We start from the raw sequence: 19,196 nt of genomic DNA, 5'->3' as shown, positions 1-19,196 counted from the left end.
CCAATTTTGGAAATAGTGAAGTGCATTTTTGGAAAGGCAATAACAGGAATTCAACCCTATCTGTCTGATAATTAATATATTGTTAATATCAGGGATCTTGATTATTACTTCCATTAAGCAAAACCTTGATTAAACTCTCTAGCCGAGGCGGATGAATGTTATTAGACTGTAAATCAATCATTACGACCCGTTAAAAACCAGCAATCAAAGCAGGAAGCCTATGAATAACCAGATATTAGTCGCCAAATTTGAACAAATTATTGGTAAAGATCAGGTGCTAACTCAGGAAAACAAAACCGAGTACTATCGATCTGGTTTTCGTTCTGGCAAAGGCAAAGCTCTCGCTGTTTTGTTTCCAAAGACACTTGTTGAACAGTGGCGGTTACTTGAAGCCTGTGTCGAGGCGAATTGCATTGTTATTATGCAAGCGGCAAAAACAGGGTTAACTGAAGGCTCTGCGCCTAGTGGAGATGACTATGACCGAGAAGTTGTGATCATCAATATCACTCGAATTAAAACGCTGCATCTATTAGATGGGGGCAAACAAATTGTTAGCCTTCCAGGAGTTAGCTTACATCAACTCGAAAAGTCATTGAAAACAGTTAATCGCGCACCTCACTCTGTTATCGGTTCATCTACCATTGGCGCTACTATTGTTGGTGGTATAGCCAATAACTCAGGTGGTGCATTGGTAAAACGCGGTCCGGCTTATACTGAACTGGCGCTTTTTGGTCGTGTGACCAAAGAAGGAAAATTGGAACTGGTGAATCACCTTGGTATTAAAGGTTTAGGTGACACGCCAGAGGAAATTCTAACTAATGTAGAGAATGGCAACTTCAAGCCAGAACAAGTTCACGATCATGATGCAATGGCTTCGGATAGAGAATACGATGAACGAGTTCGCAACGTTAATTCTGACACTCCTTCTCGCTTTAACGCCGATTCACGTCGTTTGTTTGAAGCTAGCGGCTGCGCGGGAAAACTCGCGGTGTTTGCGGTACGGGTTGATACCTACCCAGTGCCTGAAAAAGAGCAACTATTCTACATTGGCTGTAATGACCCTGAAAAACTCACCATGCTGCGTCGTGATATGCTCAGTCACTTTGACAACTTGCCTGAGATGGGCGAATACATGCACAGAGATATTTTTAACCTAGCGGAAAAGTACGGTAAAGATGTCTTTCTATCTATCCATCATCTTGGTACTGACAAGCTGCCGAAATTCTTTGCCCTGAAAGCAAAAGTTGAGACAGTGCTTAAACGTATTCCACTAATCCCTAACGACTTGCCTGACATCTCTCTCTACTGGCTGACCAAGTTGTTCCCTCAGCATTTACCTGCTCGTATGCTTGAATATCGCGATAAATACGAACATCACTTGATCCTCAAGATGAGCGATGGTGGTATTAGCGAAGCGAAACAGTACCTTGAAAATGTTTGGTCTAAACAAGAAGCATGCGAATACTTTGAATGCACAGCTGACGAAGGGAAAAAAGCGCTGCTACATCGCTTTGCTGCGGCTGGAGCTGCTATTCGCTATGAAACGATTCACGCAAACGAGGTTGAAGATATCCTCGCACTAGATATTGCATTGAGACGCAACGATATAGATTGGGTAGAACAGCTGCCTGAAGAGATCACTAAAGATATGGTCATGGCGCTTTATTATGGACATTTCATGTGCCACGTATTCCACCAAGATTACATTTTCAAAAAAGGTGCCGATACGAAGAAAATCAAATCTTTGATGCTTAAGCTCCTAACAGACAAAGGCGCCAAATACCCTGCTGAACATAACGTCGGTCACCTCTATGAAGCAGAGAAGCAGCTGCAAGAGTTTTACCACTCCCTTGACCCAACTAATACCTTCAACCCAGGGATTGGTAAAATGAGTAAATACAAACGCAACTGTAATTGCTGCGGGTAACACATCTCGTGATCCCTTGAAGCTACAAGGGGTCACATCTACTGACACTGACCTAAACAGCGCGACTAAATTCGATTTTCATCCAGCCATACTTTCAGTTTGTCTATTTTATCCAACGTTTGTTGCATTTCATTTTCCCCCCACTCAGCAAAGATTTCATCCATTACAGGCATAAAACTCGCGTACGCGGCTTGTACAGTTTCAATACCGAATGCATTTATTCGTATCCATTTTTTGCGCCCATCAAATTGATCTTTCTCGATATCTAGCATGCCCATCTGGTGCAGTTTATTGATAACTTTTGTTAGCCCAGGTTGGTTCATTTGCATCACTTTTGCTAAGTCACTAATTGTCTGAGCTTGGTCTTGATGCCGAAGAAAGTGAGTGAGAATCGTGAATTGAGACGAGCTAATTCCAAAAGGTGACAGCTTCGTAGCCAGCATAGCGTCCGTCAATTGGCTAACAATACCTAATGAAATGAATAAGTTATTTGCCAGTTTGTTTTTATTACATTCCATTTTCCAAATACCTCTTGATAATACATTCCATGGAATGTACATTTATTCCGTGGAATGTATTATACCTTTTTTTCCAAGGAGGAACAGTAATGAACAGACGTAACTTTATTAAAGTAATAGGAACAGGAGCAATAATAGTTGCCGCCCCCCCTCTCGTAATCAAAGGTTTATCTAGTAAAGATGAACCACGTCTAAGACCTGTTCATGATTATCAAGATATCCGTAAGGTCTTGATTAGTTATGCAATGCAATGTCCTAACCCTCATAACAAGCAACCATGGAAAGTCTCCCTCGACAAAGATAATGTCATTCGCATTTTTGTCGATAGGCAAAGACTATTACCTCATACTGATCCGTACCACCGTCAAATTCATATTGGTGTTGGTTGCTTTGTCGATAGCTTAGCCACTGTGGCAACACATTTTGATTTACAGGCAGACATCCATTACTTTCCCCAAGGTGAGTACAACAATCTACGTTTAGAAGAACTGCCCGTTGCAGACGTGATTTTAACTAATCGTGAATCCGTTGTTACGAACCCATTATTTGCAGAGATGTCTCGACGTCAATCGACAAAAACTGCTTACGACCCTTCTCCATTGCACGACACCACTTTCGAAACAATCTCGAACTTAATCTCAGACCAAAATCACTACATAGATTTTATCAGCAGTGACAAAGATAAAATAGAAATGGGTAAATTTTTAATTGATGCGATGACGATTGAAGAAAGCAATAAATTAAGAAGTTTAGAAACCATTAGCATGTTCCGATTTAACGATGAAGAGTTTATACAATTTCGTGATGGATTTGGCTTGGAGCAGAACGGCACCTTTGGCATCAAAAAGTGGATTGCAGAAACAATGTTTATAAGCAGAGAAAAGCCGAGCGTGATCCTGCATCGTTTGGACAACATAGCGTCGACAAAGTGAAAGAAGTCGTCACTCATAATACTCATTATGCTCTATTGGTAACCAAAGATAACAGTCGGCTAACACAGATAAAAATCGGCGAAATCTATAATCGTATTAATTTAGTCTGTAGCCAATTGAATGTAGCGATGCACCCGATGAGTCAAATATTGGAAGAGTACGACGACATGCTGTCTCTACAAGCCGAATTTAAAGCGTATTTCCAGGTTAATAAAACTGAAACGGTTCAAATGTTATTTAGGCTAGGAAAAGCATCCGCAACACCGTTAACGCCACGCAGAGAAGTTGAGTCGGTCTTATATTAGAGCTCTCGATAGCTACAGATGGATTTTATCGCGCTGGTATTACCGATTTCCCAGCGCTCATTATTTGAGCGCATAGAGTTGATGCAATAAAGAAGTTGATATCAACAGCGCTATTTGTGTTGCAGTTATGAGACACGCTCGATAAGCTGGCCACTCTTTTGTGGTTGTGTGGTTGGAGTTTAAAAGGAATTGGATTATTTAGGCGAACTATCCGCATTATTAGCGGCCATTGTTTGGGCAGCAGCCACTTGGATTTACGGTCAATTCAGCCATCATTTTTCTGCATTACAACTCAACATTGTTAAAGGTGTAGTCGCGTCAATTATGATGGCTCTGGTTATGCCGGTTGTGGTTACCTTTCCTGAATCCATTGAAACAAAACACCTTGTGGTTCTGGCGGTTTCTGGCGTCATCGGCATTGCGATAGGTGATAGCGCATACTTTGCATCATTAAAACGCATAGGCGCAAACAAAACACTATTACTTGAATCACTGGCACCGCCTTTATCAGGGATACTTGCTCTCGTCTTTCTCGGCAGCGTTTTACCCATACAAAGTTGGCTTGGCGTATTGATCACCACCCTAGCCGTTGGCTTTGTCATTTTACAACCCCATTCAGATGCATCAACGCCCCCAAGTTGGTCAGGGATCGGTTTTGGACTCTTAGCGAGTATCTGCCAAGCTACCGGCGTGGTTATTTCACACTATGCGTTAGTTGCTGGTGATTTATCGCCATTTCTAGGTGCTTTTATTCGTTTAGTTGTCGGAGTCGTGGCGGTTATGGCTGTGATTCTCGTTGTCGAGCGCAAACCTTTTACCCATATCAAGATGAATTTCGCTCAGTTGACACAGCGTACTTTTCTGACTTTGTTACTGGCGATCTTTGTCGGAACATTCCTCGCTCTTTGGCTACAGCAAACCGCTCTCAAATATGCCAATCCAGCTGTCGCGCAAACCATTATCGCCACTAGCCCATTATTCATGCTAGGTATTTGTGTCATTAAAGGAGAGAACGTAACCGTTAAAAGCGTCATTGGAACGCTAGCGGCCATAGGCGGAATTTCACTGTTTTTCTTTTAGTTCGGACCAGACTTATATCCAAGATAGTGGCTATGTTCGGTCGCCCAATCACTTAATTTACCTATGCTCAGGAATTGTCTTACTCGCCGCCTACCTGCACCTTCAAGTGTCTTGGGTATAGATTAAAAGCGACAAATAAAAATGGCTCTATTTTTTCGTTGCCGTAAGCAAGATAAAATAGAGCCAGTTTAAAATAGAACCTTATTCAGGAACCATTAAATAATAATACGCAGGGCGCTCAATTATTACATGATGCGAGCTTTAAAAGCTTTGCCTTTCACTTTACCCATCTGCAGTTGTTTCAATGCCACTTTCGCTACTTCATTCTCAACCGCAATGTACGAGACCATAGCTAAGATATTGATCTTACCAATGCGTTTGCCATCAATACCGGCTTGCTTAGTCAAAGCACCTAAAATGTCACCAGCACGAACTTTCATCTTCTTACCACCCAAGATTTGAATGGTTGTCATCGCTGCTTGATAAGGTTCACCGCTTGGCTTACTTGGTAGTGCTTTTGGCGTGATTTCGATATCCATGTACTCTTCAATCAGAGCAATACGGTAGCCATCTTTCTCACTGAAGAAACTGAAAGCTTGACCTTTAGCGCCAGCACGACCTGTACGACCAATGCGGTGTACATGCACTTCAGGATCACGTGATAACTCAAAGTTAATCACTGCATCTAGGTTTTCAACATCTAAACCACGTGCCGCTACATCCGTTGCGACTAAGATAGAGATGCTCTTGTTGGCAAACATCGTCAGTGCTTGATCGCGTTCACGCTGTTCCAAATCACCATGTAGTTCAACAACGCTAAAACCACGATGCTGAAGTTCGTCCGTTACGTTCATCACTTCTTTCTTAGTGTTACAGAACACCACTGAAGATTGAGGGCGATACGTTAGCAATAGAGCTTCTAGCGCATTATCGCGATCTTCAGTTGACTCCAACTTAAAGAAAGTTTGTTCGATCGTGCTCGTTTGGTGTGTCGATTCGACTTTCACCATAAGCGGTGATTGTGTAATGCGGCCAGCAATCGCTTCGATCTCTGCAGGGAACGTCGCGCTAAACAACAAAGTTTGACGTTGTTTTGGTGCTTGTGAGATTACCGCATCAAGTGCTTCTTGGAAGCCCATATCAAGCATGCGATCAGCTTCATCAAGAACTAATGTATTAAGTTCTGACAGATCAATTCGATCTTTGCTTAAATGATCCAAAATGCGACCAGGCGTTCCCACTAAAATGTGTGCACCGTGCTCAAGAGAACCGATTTGTGGTCCCATAGGTAAACCACCGCACAAAGTGAGCACTTTGATGTTGTGAATACCACGAGCCAAAGTGCGAATTTCTTTCGCTACTTGATCGGCTAATTCACGTGTTGGGCAAAGCACTAAAGACTGTACGCGAAAACGCTTAACATTCAGGTTGCTCAACAGTGCCAAAGAAAACGTCGCTGTTTTGCCAGAGCCTGTTTTGCCTTGACCAATAACATCTTTACCTTCTAGTAACGTCGGTAAGCTTTGTTCTTGGATCGCGGTCATTTGCGTATAACCAAGCGTATCCAAAGTTGTTAGTAGTTCGTTTCTCAGTGGCAGGGTTTTAAATGAAGCTGTCACAATTAATTCTCGTCAATGTTGCCGCTACACTCAGTATATTGCTATAAGCACAGGGGCATAAAGTCATTCAATAAAAAAACCGCCTCATACGAAGCGGTTTTCCGTAATTTGGTATAACCCAAGGGTTACCTTAAGCCGTGCAAAAACTCTGCACGGGTCGCGGGGATAGATTTAAAAATCCCACCCAGCGCTGTTGTCGTTGTTACGCTTGTTGCATCCATGACACCACGTGATTTCACACAGTAATGAGTTGCATCAATAGTCACTGCAACATCATCCGATTCAAGCAACGTTTGTAGTGCAACGAGTATTTGCTGCGTTAGTCGCTCTTGTACCTGTGGACGCTGTGAAAAGAAACGCACAATACGGTTGATCTTAGAAAGACCAATAATTTTTCCACGTGGTATATACGCGACTGCCGCTTTGCCATCAATAGTCACTAAATGATGTTCACAAGTACTGGTTAAAGTGATGTCTTTCACTCGAACCATTTCGCTCACATTCATCTTATTTTCAATGACGGTGATTTTAGGGAAGTTTAAATAGTCAAGACCTGAGAAAATCTCATCAACATACATTTTTGCAATGCGATGCGGGGTCTCTTCTAAGCTGTCGTCAGTTAGGTCAAGTTCAAGCAGAGACAAAATCTCTCGCATGTGAAACTGAATCCTATCTTTCTTTTCTTCACGACTGAACTCATTACCCACCATTGGCGTTTCGAGTCCACGGCTTTCAAGCGCATCTTTTACTAACTTTGCTGATTCGCTAAGACCTGACATTCCACTTCCTCATCTTTCTCCTTGCAAACGGGTGACAAGGATACTCGGATTTTAGGCGAATTACACTCACATTTTATAGAGAGGACACGCTCGCAGCTCTACTGCTGCCTTATTGCGGCGCAGAAAGTATGTTAAAGTTGTCGCAAATTAGAAAGACAATAGGAATCATACATGGGTTGCTGCGACGCTCCGGGCTTAATGCCATTAGAAGAAGCGATGGATAATATGCTATCGCGCATTAAACCAATTCAAACCACTCAGCGGTTACCATTGGCCGACGCTTTAGGCTATGTATTAGCAGAAGAGATACTCTCACCAATTTTTGTGCCTCCTTTTGACAACTCAGCAATGGACGGTTATGCCATACGTATTGCTGATTTAAACGCATCAAAAACCTTGCCACTTGCAGGTAAGTCGTTTGCAGGCCTGCCTTTTGAGGGTGAATGGCCACAAGGCTCTTGTATTCGTATTATGACCGGCGCAAAAATCCCTCAAGGGTGCGACGCGGTTATCATGCAAGAAAATACCGAAGTCACTGAGCAAGGCATTTTGTTCTTACAAGAAGATGTAAAACCACAGAACAACATCCGCCCTACCGGTGACGATATCAAGCAAGGCGATATTGTATTAGCCAAAGGCGCTCGTCTATCACCTCGCGACATTCCGATGATAGCAACGCTCGGCGTAAGCCATGTCATTGTTGTGCGTAAACCGAAAGTGGCTTTCTTCTCTACTGGTGATGAATTAAAAACCCTTGGAGAACCGCTGGCTGAAGGTCAAATTTACGACAGCAACCGTTACGGTATTAAGCCATTAATTGAGAATTTTGGCTGTGAAGCGATTGACTTAGGCATCATTCCTGACTGCCCAACAACACTAGCTGAAACGTTTGAGAAAGCTCAAACACTCGCTGATGTAGTTGTTACTTCCGGCGGCGTAAGTGTTGGTGAGGCGGATTACACCAAGGATATTCTTGAAGAACTTGGCGAAATTGGCTTTTGGAAGTTGGCGATTAAACCGGGCAAACCATTTGCATTCGGTAAACTGTCTACCGCATGGTTCTGTGGTCTACCGGGTAACCCTGTTTCGGCTATATTGACCATGTATGTTTTGGTTCAACCAATGCTAGCAAAATTGGCTGGGCACACCGAGTGGAAAGCGCCTGAGTCCATCCCTGCAATTACCAAAACAGCGTTTAAGAAAGGTCCTGGTCGTACTGATTATCAACGCGGGATCTACTCACTAGAAGATGGCAAGTTCGTCGTTGAAACAACTGGTAACCAAAGCTCTGGCGCATTCCGTTCAATGAGCCTATCAAACTGTTTTGTTGTGCTAGAGCGCGAACGTGGACGTGTAGAAGTGGGTGAAACAGTACAAATTCAGCTGTTTAACTCGACGTTATACTAGGAGAACACGTGGAGATCTTATCTGATCAAGAGATGCTCAGGTACAACCGACAAATCGTACTTAAACAATTCGATTTTGAAGGCCAAGAGGCTCTAAAACAAGCATCAATCCTGATCCTAGGCGCTGGTGGGCTCGGTTGTGCTTCTAGCCAGTACCTTGCCACGGCGGGCGTGGGAAAAATAACGTTAATTGATGACGACATCGTTGAACTTTCAAATCTCCAGCGCCAAGTGTTACATCACGATGCGGACATAGGTAAAAAGAAAGTAGAATCGGCGGCGGCATCACTTAAGCAATTGAATCCATTTCTCGACATTGACACCATTGCTCAACGTCTTGATGACACGCAATTGCTCGCTCTGGTCAAACAGCATACGTTAGTTTTAGATGCCTCAGACAATGTTGAGACACGCAATCAATTAAACCGCCTGTGCTACCAAACCAAAACACCTTTGGTTTCTGGTGCGGCGATCCGTATGGAAGGTCAAATCAGCGTCTTCACTTACCAAGATGAAGGTGCACCTTGCTACCAATGCCTAAGCTCACTTTTTGGTAGCGGGACGTTAAGCTGTGTTGAAGCAGGCGTTATGGCACCTGTTGTAGGTATTGTTGGTGCGGTACAAGCGATGGAAGCGATCAAGGTGATCGCTAACTATGGCACGCCCAAGCAAGGTAAAATACTTATCTTAGATGCGATGACGATGTCTTGGCGTGAAATGAATTTGATGAAAATGCCAAACTGTGTGGTGTGCAGTTAGGCATACTCACATTTAACTTATTAAGGCGAAGAATAAGAGGAATGGTATGAACAACCCAAAAATCTTTATTTTCGCCTTTTTAATTGCCTGTTTAGCACTAATCAGTCTGCTTTGGCTTTCTCCAGAGAAAAATGTACAAGGCATTCAAGGTACGGTTGTTTCTCAAACACTTACACAATCTCTCGACGGTCATCGGCGTTATCTCAATGTCATTACCGACGACAACCAGACGCTATTGATTCCCTCCCCCGCCACTGTCGATTGCCCTAAAGGCTCGCGCATTGCACTCGAACTTGAATCTACGATATTCCAACAACAGAACCACTATCAGTTCAAAGCGTGCTTTAGGCAAGAAAGCGAACCTCCACAACGTTACTGAAAGCATGAGCCATGTTGCCTTACACTTCTTCGGCTCGGAAGATCATAACGCTGCCCCTTAACTAACTCATTGATTTAATTTTGAAGTTAGTTTAAAAAGACGGCATGATATACCCAAGAAACTTGAAAGTGCAGGTAGGCGGCAAGTAAGAAAGCCCCCTGAGCATAGGTGAACTATGTGATTGGGGCGCACGAATACAGCCAACACCGCTGCAACTTCAAGTATGACGGGTATAGAATCATTAAAGATGGCGTTCGCCATGTAATTACTCTTATCTGCGTGGGGGAAATGAATGAACTCAAAGGAAGTCGTTATAGCCTTTTGGGATGCAATGAAGACCAACGATTTTGCTAAAGCAAGTGAATGGCTTAGCCCTGATTTTGAAGGTTTTTGGCCCCAATCGGGTGAACTTACGCTTGGAAGAGACAATTTCACGGCAATCAACTCTTGCTATCCGGCAAATGGACGCTGGGAGTTTGAGGTTCACTCCATTATTTGTGACGGCGTCACTGTTGTCACCGATGTCTCAATAACCGATAGTGTTCAAAGGGCGCGGGCTATTACTTTCCACACGGTTGAAAATGGACTTATAAGTAAGCAAAAAGAGTTTTGGCCAGACCCAATGGAGCCACAGGAATGGCGGGCAAAGTGGGTAAAGGTCGTACAATAATAGACTACGCACTTGACGAATATGGCATGAGTATTACGCAACTGACATTAAATCCGAGTGTTGAACCTTCTATCAAATACGAACTAATACATTATTTCATGTAACTTTCTTGTGCCCCATTCTGATTTAACGTAAATACTCAGTTGTAAATTATACGACCAAATATTCGATACTTTTTCTCATTACAACTAGTCGTAAACTGTCATATCTATCCTACATTGGGAGCAAAATGATTTTCCCATGTATAGGTGTAGATTTAGACTCAATAAGTTCAATAGCAGATTGAACTTGATCTAATGGAATACAGCGGTCTACATCTAATTGTATTTTATTGATTATGAAATGGTCTAACATCATCGTAAATTTTTCACGTCTGACATCTTTACCAACCGTGTTTTCCCAGTAACGTAAGAAAAATGTACTGAAATCGATATTCTGGTTTTTCGCATATTCATAAAAACGACGCTCATAGAATTCCAGTGAAAGAGTTCCATAGTTGATATACCGACCCTTGATACCCACGGTATGAATCAGTTCAGTGCCCACTTTGCCTCCAATAGCATCAAATGCAACATTGGGTCTAGGCAAATTGAGCTGTTGAATTTGAGTAATCAGATCACCTTTAGCATCTATGACAATGCTTGAATCATATGCATAAGTTTCAGGTTTCGAAGTTACAACAAGAAGAGTAAACCCCAGCGATGAAGATAACTGCGCAAAAATTTTACCTATTGCAGAACTTCCAGCGTTGATAATCAGTACATCTTCTTTCTTCAACTGAGCAATTTCAGTGGTTAAAACCCAAGCTGTTAACGCATTAATATATAATTGGCATGCGTAGCCGTTTTCCAGATAGTGAGGAATATGAAAGAGGTTATCTGGTGATACATCGATATATTTCTGCCACGTACCACTGGTAGCCACAACGACTCTTTGACCTATGATAAATTTTTCATGGTTAGACTCGATGACTTGCCCGACGGCTTCGAATCCCGGGACTCTGGGTGGCTGATGACTATGCCGATATTGACCTATACCATGAATAGACAACAGATCGCTTGGGTTAATATTTGTAGCTTCGATTTTGACCCTAATGTTATCTTTTTCAAGCGATTCCAACGGTAAATGCTCTACCGTCAATGAGTCCTTTGGGGGGCCGAAACAGATCTGGTTAATTCTTGTATTTGTCGTCATGTCAGTCATCTCTTGACCATAAGTGGTTGAATTATTAAGGTGCCTCTAGGTATGCTGGCATTTTTATCGTAAATGTCCATCTTTATGCTTACCAGTCATGTGGCTCACTTTTGCCCCAATATCATTTAGTGCAAAAGCTCATACACATCCTATTAAGACGTGTTTTCCCTACCAGAACTTATCCGAAAGGGCGTGCACCACATCAACTCCCCCTCGGGAGTTTTTGAAGAGGCGGGGGCAGAGTGGAATACTGTTCGTTCTAATCAACCATTAACAGTTCGACATCATAACGATCTAACTGACGTATAATGTTTTCTGGCGGTCGTTTGTCTGTGATGACACAATCTATATCCGACCACAAACAGGATTGATACATTAGTTGGGTATTGAACTTACTCGACTCGGTAACACAAATTACTTGGGTAGACTGACTCGCCATCGCTTTTTTCAGGTTAGCATCTGATTCTAAATCCGTAGTTATCCCCGCTTCTGACAGCGCACTCACACCAATAAAGGCTTTGTTCGCCTGATATTTTTTGATCTGCTCTGTGGTCATTTCGCCAAGGATCGCATGAGAAAAATCATCGAATGATCCACCAAGTACGCGCTTCTTGATATGTCTTTTTCCGCTGAGCTCGTAGAGGCATTCCAACGAATTGCTAATCACACTGGATGGGACATCAAGGTGGCGTGCAATTGCAGCACACGTAGTGCCAGCATCAAGAAAAACGATGTCCTGCTCATTGATAAGAGAAACACCATATGCTGCAAGCTTTTGTTTCACTGTGCTTTCTATTTCCCTTTGCTGGAAAGAAAGGCTCACCCTTTTTTCGTCCAATATCGCTCCCCCTCGAATACGAAGGATACCCGGGCGAACAGCGAGTTTGATCAAGTCCCTTCTCGCTGAATCATAGGAAATATCATAGGATTGGCAAATCTCGTCTATCGTGATCTTCCCATGGCTTTTTACTCGAGCTTCTATCCCGATTAAACGTTCTTCTTGAGTCATTGCTACCCCTAACTATCGGCTTTCTCGCGCAGTATAGCGCAAACCTTAGTTTCAAACACTTGACAACATGCAAGAACACTTAAATGTTGCTAGTTAAATTACTGATATATATGTTTTGACATTTTTCACTTGAAAAGGCGTAAGTGATTTTGCATTATAACCGTACAAATCAAGTGAATTTAAGTGGTATTAAGTAAACGTGCACACTTAAAACCAAAGCATTTCACAACTACTCATTCAGCTTGGAGAGACAAACATGACTTTCTCACCGATTAAAACCGCCGTCATAGGCTATGGCTTCTCAGCAAAGACATTCCATATTCCTTTTCTCACTACCCTAGATGAGTTTGATCTTGTGGCGATCAGTACAAGCAAACTAGAGGTCAAGGACGATTGGTCTGAAGTGCAGCATTATGATCAAGTCGACGATCTGTTAATGCACTCCGATACCGAGCTAGTGATTATTACTGCGCCTAATGATGTTCATTTTAAACTTGCAAAAACTGCACTTGAGAATGGTAAGCACGTGATCATCGAAAAGCCGTTTGTCACCAATATCGCTGATGGTGAAGAGCTCATTGCACTAGCAAAGGAGAAAGAGCTCGTTCTAAGTGTTTATCATAACAGACGCTGGGACGGTGATTTCCTGACCGTAAAGAAGATGTTCAATGAACAACGTTTTGGTGAACTAAAGCACTTCGAATCTCACTTTGATCGATTCCGCCCTGAGGTACGCCAGCGTTGGAGGGAGCAAACCGCAGAAGGCGGAGGCATTTTGTTTGATTTAGGCTCTCACCTTCTTGATCAAGCCATAACTTTGCTTGGTCTTCCTGAAGCAATCAGCGCGGATTGCAAGATGATGCGCCAAGGCTCAACCAATGTGGATTATTTCCACCTAATTTTGCATTACCCGAATTACCTCGCGGTTTTACATGGCGATATGTTCAGCGCGGGGCCGAATAAGCGCTTCACGGTTAAAGGTTCCGGTGGCAGTTATATAAAGTACGGTCTTGATCCTCAGGAAGAGCGTCTAATAGCGGGAACGCTACCGGCAACAGATGACTGGTCGGAAGAAGAACCATCTCAGTATGGCAACTTTTACGACGCTAACAGCTACACTGCGATTGCAACAGAAAGAGGCTGTTATCAAGAATACTTTCATCAGATTGCCCAATCGATTCGTACTGGCTCAGCTTGCCCTGTCACCGCCGAAGATGCGCTGTTTAATATCCAATTGATAGAGTTAGCCATGGAGAGCAGTCGGTTAGGTAAGAAACTATTTATCAAAGATTTGCAGGGGAAGTCAGCCAATGAGTAGCGAGCATCTCACTCAATTGTTAGCGCAGGAAACCGAGCTTCAATTCGCTAAGTTCAACAACAAAACAGCATGGAAGCTGGGCTATGCAATCAAGCAAGCAACTGAGAAGCTCTCTACTTCCGTTGCCATCGAAATCTATGCTTTTGAGCAAGTGCTGTTTAGTTATGCTATGCCAGAGACAAGCAAAGACCTTCAGGATTGGGCAAGGCGTAAGCGTCAATCCGTATTGCGTTATGGGCATAGTTCTTATTACCTTGGTCAGTACAATGCTTCTAAGCAGCGCGAGTTCGAGAATCAGGCACATATTGATGCTAGGGAATACTGTGCTCATGGCGGCTCTTTCCCTATTCGCATCAAAGGTTCTGGGGTTGTGGGAGCGATTACCGTGTCAGGACTCCCACAAGAAGATGACCATATTCTGGTTGTAAACACGCTACGAGAGTACTTCACGGAGGATTGATTTGGGTTTTCGATAAACTGATCCGTATTATCAATGCTGGACATTGACCTAAGCGACTTCGATACCAGAGCTAATTCATGAATTACTAATATTCGATTTCCCGAAAAGTACTTTTGTCCAACAATGAGTTAAAATCATTCAAATTTCTCTGTGATCACCAAGCGACTTTAGCGTACGACACCACCCACTGATAAAGAGCAATTTAACCAATGAGTATTTACGTGCCCGGAACACCCACCTACAAAAAAGTGCTCGGTTATATTGGTATGGCGCTGCTGGCGTTATCGCTTGTTGGTGTATTTACTTCAACGCTGATTAACAACCAACTCTATGCGATATTATCCATCAGTATTGGTCTGATCTCTGTGGTGATGGTGGCGGTAACACTGTGGCTTATGAGAGACAAGCAATCAACACTGAGCCTGCACATTAAAGAAATGCACTACAAACAATGGAAGGTCGTTCTTTGCGTTGTGATTGCCATTCCGGTCTTCTTACAAGTTTCATTGGCTAAAGGGCTACCGGTAGTTATACACCTCTTGATTGCCGACAACGCCATCATCTTGAGCAGTGTCAAAGATACCCGTCATAGTTATCGAAACCGTGGACCTGACGGTTGTGTGTACATTAACGGTTACCATTTTTGGTACAACAACTTCATTTGTGGGATGAGCGAAGAAGACTGGAATGAGCTGAAACCTGATGATGTGTTGGTACTGAAGGGCTCTAAATCAGCCATTGGTTTTAGCTATCAAGGCTATAAGAAGCTAACGAGTCCACTATTGCAACAAGTTATCGCTGAACGCTTAAGGCAAAAAGGCTTTAAAGAGTTAACCCTTGAAGAAGCACGCGCTTTTGTTTCGCAGCAATAGCTAGGGGTTTAAAGCTAGAAGTTTAATGTTAGGGAATGAAAGTGAAGCTACCTGCGAGAGCAGGCAGATGCTGTACCAGAAATGTATCAAAATAAGCAAACACTCCACCCTTTCTCAATTGATTATTGTGTAGAATGTGTTGATAGCCGATCACTATACTGCTCTCCGACAACAAGGAAATACAATGTCGCCTTTAATCTCCGCGCAGAAACTAAAGCAACTAACACAAAGCCAAGATGTGGTGATACTTGATGCCAGTATTAGCTTCAAGATCCCTGCGGAAATGGAAAAGGACACGACAAATAAAATCCTCAGAGCGCAACGCTTTGATTATGATAATGAATTTTGCAACCTTGATTCACCTCTTCCTCATATGATGCCGTCTGAACAGCGCTTTAATCAATTGGCTAAAGAACTGGGCATTAATGCTGATTCAGTGATTGTCGTATACGACAATAGCGGTACTTTGGCGTCACCACGTGCTTGGTGGATGTTTAAAGCCATGGGGCACAAAGAGGTTTATGTGCTAAACGGTGGTCTTACCGAATGGAAAAACGCTGGTTTTGAAACTGCTCTGCAATATACACCAGCACAGAAACTCGGTAACTTTGACGGTCAGTTAGATCCTCGTTATTTCCTTGGTGCTGATGACGTACTGGCGGCGATTGAAAACCCAAGAAATCTAACGGTTGACGCGAGATCCCTTGCTCGTTTCAATGCTGAAGTACCTGAGCCGAGAGAAGGTATAAGAAGTGGGCATATACCAAACTCAGTATGCCTACCATTTGCAGAACTAATTAACGGTGTCCGTCTAAAAGATGTTGAGCAGTTGAAGCCAATCATTGCCGGAATATTAGGTGTCGATAAGCAGCAGTATATTTTTAGCTGCGGGTCAGGCGTCACAGCGGCAATTGTTCTGTTAGCCGCTTACCTTTGTGGCTATGAAAACCTATCTATATACGATGGGGCATGGACTGAATGGGGTCAGCGCAACGATCTACCTATTGAGTAAAAAGTAACCCCGGGCATTCCCGGGGTATTATTATTTACTCGATTTCCTGCCGCATAACTTCAACTAATTTCCCTGAAGGATCACCAGAAAGTTCCCATGTAAAAATTCCACCCAAATTAGTGTTTTTAGCCCATGCTGCTTTGGCTTTAATAGAGCGTTCATTTTCAAACGAAATAAACACCTTCTTATCTGGATTCCATAGATACGGGGCTTGAGATTGCTCATCATAATTATATTGATAGCCTTGATCTGCGCCATAGTTTTTGACTAAGTCCCAGAACATAAAGTAGCCGTTTTCACCCGTACCGAAAGGCGCTCCACCATCAGACTGTAAACTTTTAGAAGGTAGCTCGCCATTGTAAGACTGCGTTCCTTGCCAGCCTCTACCGTAAAAAGCGGCACCTATCACCAGTTTTTTACCCGGAATACCCTGTTCAATCATCTGATTAATGAACACATCGGCTCCCATCCCCCACCAACTTCGATCGGTTGCATGTAAGTTAGTCGTATGGCCCGTTTGGGCTCCCCATCCTCCAAGAAAGTCATAGGTCATTGCGAACATATTGGTGAGATAAGGGCTGGCAGCATTCCAATCGATTTGCGCCGCTTTTGGACCTACGCCCACAGCTGTAGATAACTCATATTCTCGATCTGTCGCAGAACTTAACTTATCTAAATCGCCTCGTAACGTTTTAACCAGCTGTGTAAACGCATCGCGTTCAGCGTATTTTTGCTCATCCGATAATTTAGTTTCGGGGCTCCAAGGTGATGTGGTTAAACCACCGCCACCGGGATATTCCCAGTCGAGATCTATACCATCAAAAAAGGCGTACTGATTAATTAGCTCTACCGCAGTTTTTGAGAAATGAGCAATAGCTTTAGGGTCTTTCGCCATCGCGTGAAATGGTTCAGACATTGTCCACCCACCGAAAGAAGGCAAAATCTTAATCTTTGGGTGGTCATGCTTCAGTTGAGCCAACTGCGCAAAGTGCCCTTGATAGGGAACATCAACTTGAACTGCACCAAAGTACTGTTCAAGGGCAGCTTTCTTATCAACGATAATAGCGGTGTACGGTTGTTTACCTTCACACTGCTTCGCTACCTGATTTTGTACTTTTTCGCTCGCACCGGTATGGGGGCCACACATGCTGAGAAAGGCGTAAATAATATGGGTAAGGTTTTCAGCAGGAATGTCTTTTACTTGATATGGATTATCAGGGTTAGTGTATTGCCAGTCAGCAAAATAACCCGCAACGACTTTTTCTTGTGCATGAGCCCCAAATGTTAGGATGCTCGCAGCAACGGCCAAGGTCAGAGATTTCTTCATTGTTACTCTCCATTAAAAATCACCTACTAATAGAACAAGGAAGAATATTTTTGGCTTTGAAAGAAAACGGGGATGCGAGCGATATTTAACCACCCCCATCCCCATTGCAGCCGTTGCACTACGACATTAGTTACAGAACACTATTTTCTATCTGCTACTTTCTATCCGCGATTTGCTCATCCAAATTTAACACCGTAAGTGCGTTGCTAACACTGGTTGCGATGACATCGACTGCGCCCGTCCTTAGTGCCCCTAGCAGTGCTAACGGTTTGCTATTTTCTGCCGCTATGGCAATCACTTCAGATATCGATTTAAATTCATCGATTCCTAAGCCTATTACTCTGTCGCTCATAACAGTTTTTGCCGCAACACCATGAATATCGAAAAAATCATAACCAGCGAAATCTCCGACTACACCTTGAAGCATCCGTGATTGCACCACCTCATCTGCGGTAAACCAGCCTAAATCAACCATGTAGCTATTTTCACTCATGTCACCAATACCAATCAAAGCAACATCTGCCTTTCGAGCTAAATCTAATGTTTGTTTGACAGTGGCATTTTGCATAAAGGCGAGCTTCTGCTCTCGATTTTCAGCGTAAGCAGGGGCATAGAGTGTTTCGGAAGTGCTGCCATAACTTTTAGCAAACTGGCGGCAGATATGATCGGCATTAAACATGCCTCCACGTGGGTGGATACCCCCAATACTGCATACGAATTTGACGTCTTTTTGCGGTATAACGCCGACGTGATGCGCTACAGCAGACACGTTACGCCCTTGACCAATGGTGACTACTGTGCCGTTTTGCAAAGTGCTCGCCAAATATTTCGACACTAAACCCGCGACTTGTAGCCGTTGTTGCTCTTGGTTTGGCTGATCTAGAGCAACCAACGCTCTTTTTACACCAAATCGCTCTACCAAGCGTTGTTCAATTTTGGCACTAAATACCGGGTGATATTTTACAGTAATTTCAACAATACCTTCATCACGTGATTGCTTAAGCAAACGCCCGACTTTCGCACGTGAAATAGCGAATTTTTTTGAAATTTCTTCTTGAGTTGCGCCGTCTTGATAGTATGCCACCGCTATTTCAGTCAGTAGATCGGTACTATCAATCGCATTGTCTTGGTTATTGGTCGCCATGAGACTCCAAAATATTTTAACGGATATACCCAAGCAAAATCGGCTCGTAAACGAATTCACAAAATTTACTTGGGTATGCCCTCTTTACTCACTTTTTTGTCGATCATTTGCTCACCGACGTAGCATATGTCACAACCGCTTTTAAATGCAACTTTTGCTCACTACCATTACATTTTCTCACTCACCACTTTTTACGATATCGCTTACTCGCACACCTTGTTACAGCTAGGCAAACGTTTAAATAACACTTATACTAATTCAACAAAAAATATTCTTGATTCAGCTCACCGAAATTGGCACTACTCAATTGACTTTGAGCACTAATAAGATAAATATGGGCACATCATTTACTCATCGTTAGATCAAATGCTCACAGCAAATGCTCTGGCGGCAAAAATTTTCTGTTAATGAGTAGAAGCGGACTATCTTTAGCCATGCACTATTCGCTAACTCGCTTGCAAATGTTAACGCCCAACCATCAGCGGC

At 43.1% G+C, this 19,196-nt stretch carries 19 protein-coding genes; 12 read left to right on the top strand and 7 right to left on the bottom strand.

Annotated elements, in window-relative coordinates:
- Positions 1–220: 220 nt before the first annotated feature.
- A complete protein-coding gene (dld, locus tag L4C38_RS03270) occupies positions 221–1,927 on the top strand; it encodes a D-lactate dehydrogenase (RefSeq protein WP_428796100.1) in 1,707 nt (568 codons plus the stop codon).
- Positions 1,928–1,992: 65 nt separating this feature from the next.
- Here the strand turns inward: dld and L4C38_RS03265 are convergent, their stop codons facing one another.
- Positions 1,993–2,445 (bottom strand): MarR family winged helix-turn-helix transcriptional regulator, encoded by a 453-nt coding sequence (locus tag L4C38_RS03265; RefSeq protein WP_428796099.1) that lies wholly within the window; start codon positions 2,443–2,445, stop codon positions 1,993–1,995.
- An 89-nt stretch (positions 2,446–2,534) separates the two neighbouring features.
- Between L4C38_RS03265 and L4C38_RS03260 the strand changes: the two genes are divergently transcribed.
- The 3 genes from L4C38_RS03260 (at position 2,535) to L4C38_RS03250 (ending at position 4,762) form a co-directional block, all read left to right on the top strand.
- The gene (locus L4C38_RS03260) at positions 2,535–3,377 is read left to right on the top strand and encodes a hypothetical protein (protein ID WP_428796098.1); all 843 of its coding nucleotides are present in this window, start codon (positions 2,535–2,537) and stop codon (positions 3,375–3,377) included.
- A complete protein-coding gene (locus L4C38_RS03255) occupies positions 3,374–3,682 on the top strand; it encodes a hypothetical protein (protein WP_428796097.1) in 309 nt (102 codons plus the stop codon). The genes L4C38_RS03260 and L4C38_RS03255 overlap by 4 nt, the downstream gene beginning before the upstream one ends.
- A gap of 189 nt (positions 3,683–3,871) precedes the next feature.
- Complete coding sequence (locus L4C38_RS03250) at positions 3,872–4,762, top strand: DMT family transporter (protein ID WP_428796096.1); 891 nt, start codon at positions 3,872–3,874, stop codon at positions 4,760–4,762.
- A gap of 245 nt (positions 4,763–5,007) precedes the next feature.
- Here the strand turns inward: L4C38_RS03250 and dbpA are convergent, their stop codons facing one another.
- Both dbpA and folE read right to left on the bottom strand, forming a co-directional pair.
- Positions 5,008–6,381 (bottom strand): ATP-dependent RNA helicase DbpA, encoded by a 1,374-nt coding sequence (gene dbpA / locus L4C38_RS03245; RefSeq protein WP_428796095.1) that lies wholly within the window; start codon positions 6,379–6,381, stop codon positions 5,008–5,010.
- Between the two features lie 125 nt (positions 6,382–6,506).
- Positions 6,507–7,160 carry a GTP cyclohydrolase I FolE gene (gene folE / locus L4C38_RS03240; RefSeq protein ID WP_428796094.1) on the bottom strand — a complete coding sequence of 218 codons (654 nt, stop codon included), beginning with the start codon at positions 7,158–7,160 and terminating at the stop codon, positions 6,507–6,509.
- A gap of 171 nt (positions 7,161–7,331) precedes the next feature.
- Between folE and moeA the strand changes: the two genes are divergently transcribed.
- From moeA to L4C38_RS03220, 4 genes are all read left to right on the top strand, one after another.
- Positions 7,332–8,567 (top strand): molybdopterin molybdotransferase MoeA, encoded by a 1,236-nt coding sequence (moeA, locus tag L4C38_RS03235; RefSeq protein WP_428796093.1) that lies wholly within the window; start codon positions 7,332–7,334, stop codon positions 8,565–8,567.
- Positions 8,568–8,575: 8 nt separating this feature from the next.
- Positions 8,576–9,325: a molybdopterin-synthase adenylyltransferase MoeB gene (gene moeB / locus L4C38_RS03230; protein WP_428796092.1), complete on the top strand. Its 750-nt coding sequence runs from the start codon at positions 8,576–8,578 to the stop codon at positions 9,323–9,325.
- 46 nt (positions 9,326–9,371) lie between these two features.
- A complete protein-coding gene (locus L4C38_RS03225) occupies positions 9,372–9,704 on the top strand; it encodes a hypothetical protein (protein WP_428796091.1) in 333 nt (110 codons plus the stop codon).
- 292 nt (positions 9,705–9,996) lie between these two features.
- The gene (locus tag L4C38_RS03220; RefSeq protein WP_428796090.1) at positions 9,997–10,374 is read left to right on the top strand and encodes a nuclear transport factor 2 family protein; all 378 of its coding nucleotides are present in this window, start codon (positions 9,997–9,999) and stop codon (positions 10,372–10,374) included.
- Between the two features lie 213 nt (positions 10,375–10,587).
- Here L4C38_RS03220 and L4C38_RS03215 read toward each other — a convergent pair whose 3' ends face one another.
- Both L4C38_RS03215 and L4C38_RS03210 read right to left on the bottom strand, forming a co-directional pair.
- Positions 10,588–11,577, bottom strand: coding sequence for a zinc-dependent alcohol dehydrogenase family protein (locus tag L4C38_RS03215; protein ID WP_428796089.1), 990 nt, complete (start codon positions 11,575–11,577; stop codon positions 10,588–10,590).
- A gap of 250 nt (positions 11,578–11,827) precedes the next feature.
- Entirely contained in the window at positions 11,828–12,577 is a 750-nt protein-coding gene (locus L4C38_RS03210) for a DeoR/GlpR family DNA-binding transcription regulator (protein ID WP_428796088.1), read from the bottom strand.
- Between the two features lie 256 nt (positions 12,578–12,833).
- Between L4C38_RS03210 and L4C38_RS03205 the strand changes: the two genes are divergently transcribed.
- From L4C38_RS03205 to L4C38_RS03190, 4 genes are all read left to right on the top strand, one after another.
- Positions 12,834–13,895 (top strand): oxidoreductase, encoded by a 1,062-nt coding sequence (locus L4C38_RS03205; protein ID WP_428796087.1) that lies wholly within the window; start codon positions 12,834–12,836, stop codon positions 13,893–13,895.
- Entirely contained in the window at positions 13,888–14,355 is a 468-nt protein-coding gene (locus tag L4C38_RS03200) for a heme-degrading domain-containing protein (protein WP_428796086.1), read from the top strand. Before L4C38_RS03205 ends, L4C38_RS03200 begins: the two co-directional genes overlap by 8 nt.
- Before the next feature lie 209 nt (positions 14,356–14,564).
- Positions 14,565–15,227, top strand: coding sequence for a hypothetical protein (locus L4C38_RS03195; protein WP_428796085.1), 663 nt, complete (start codon positions 14,565–14,567; stop codon positions 15,225–15,227).
- A gap of 184 nt (positions 15,228–15,411) precedes the next feature.
- Positions 15,412–16,239: a sulfurtransferase gene (locus L4C38_RS03190; RefSeq protein ID WP_428796084.1), complete on the top strand. Its 828-nt coding sequence runs from the start codon at positions 15,412–15,414 to the stop codon at positions 16,237–16,239.
- Between the two features lie 34 nt (positions 16,240–16,273).
- On the opposite strand, the gene L4C38_RS03185 is transcribed toward L4C38_RS03190, so the two are convergent.
- Together L4C38_RS03185 and L4C38_RS03180 are read right to left on the bottom strand one after the other, a co-directional pair.
- Positions 16,274–17,566 carry a glycoside hydrolase family 18 protein gene (locus tag L4C38_RS03185; protein WP_428796083.1) on the bottom strand — a complete coding sequence of 431 codons (1,293 nt, stop codon included), beginning with the start codon at positions 17,564–17,566 and terminating at the stop codon, positions 16,274–16,276.
- A 154-nt stretch (positions 17,567–17,720) separates the two neighbouring features.
- Positions 17,721–18,710: a sugar-binding transcriptional regulator gene (locus L4C38_RS03180; protein ID WP_428796082.1), complete on the bottom strand. Its 990-nt coding sequence runs from the start codon at positions 18,708–18,710 to the stop codon at positions 17,721–17,723.
- Between the last annotated feature and the right edge of the window lie 486 nt (positions 18,711–19,196).

This window comes from Vibrio kasasachensis (genome assembly GCF_050337565.1).
In the GTDB taxonomy this organism is placed as follows: domain Bacteria; phylum Pseudomonadota; class Gammaproteobacteria; order Enterobacterales; family Vibrionaceae; genus Vibrio; species Vibrio kasasachensis.
The sequence above is the reverse complement of the archived record's forward strand: the minus strand, read 5'-3'. Positions and strand labels throughout refer to the sequence as shown.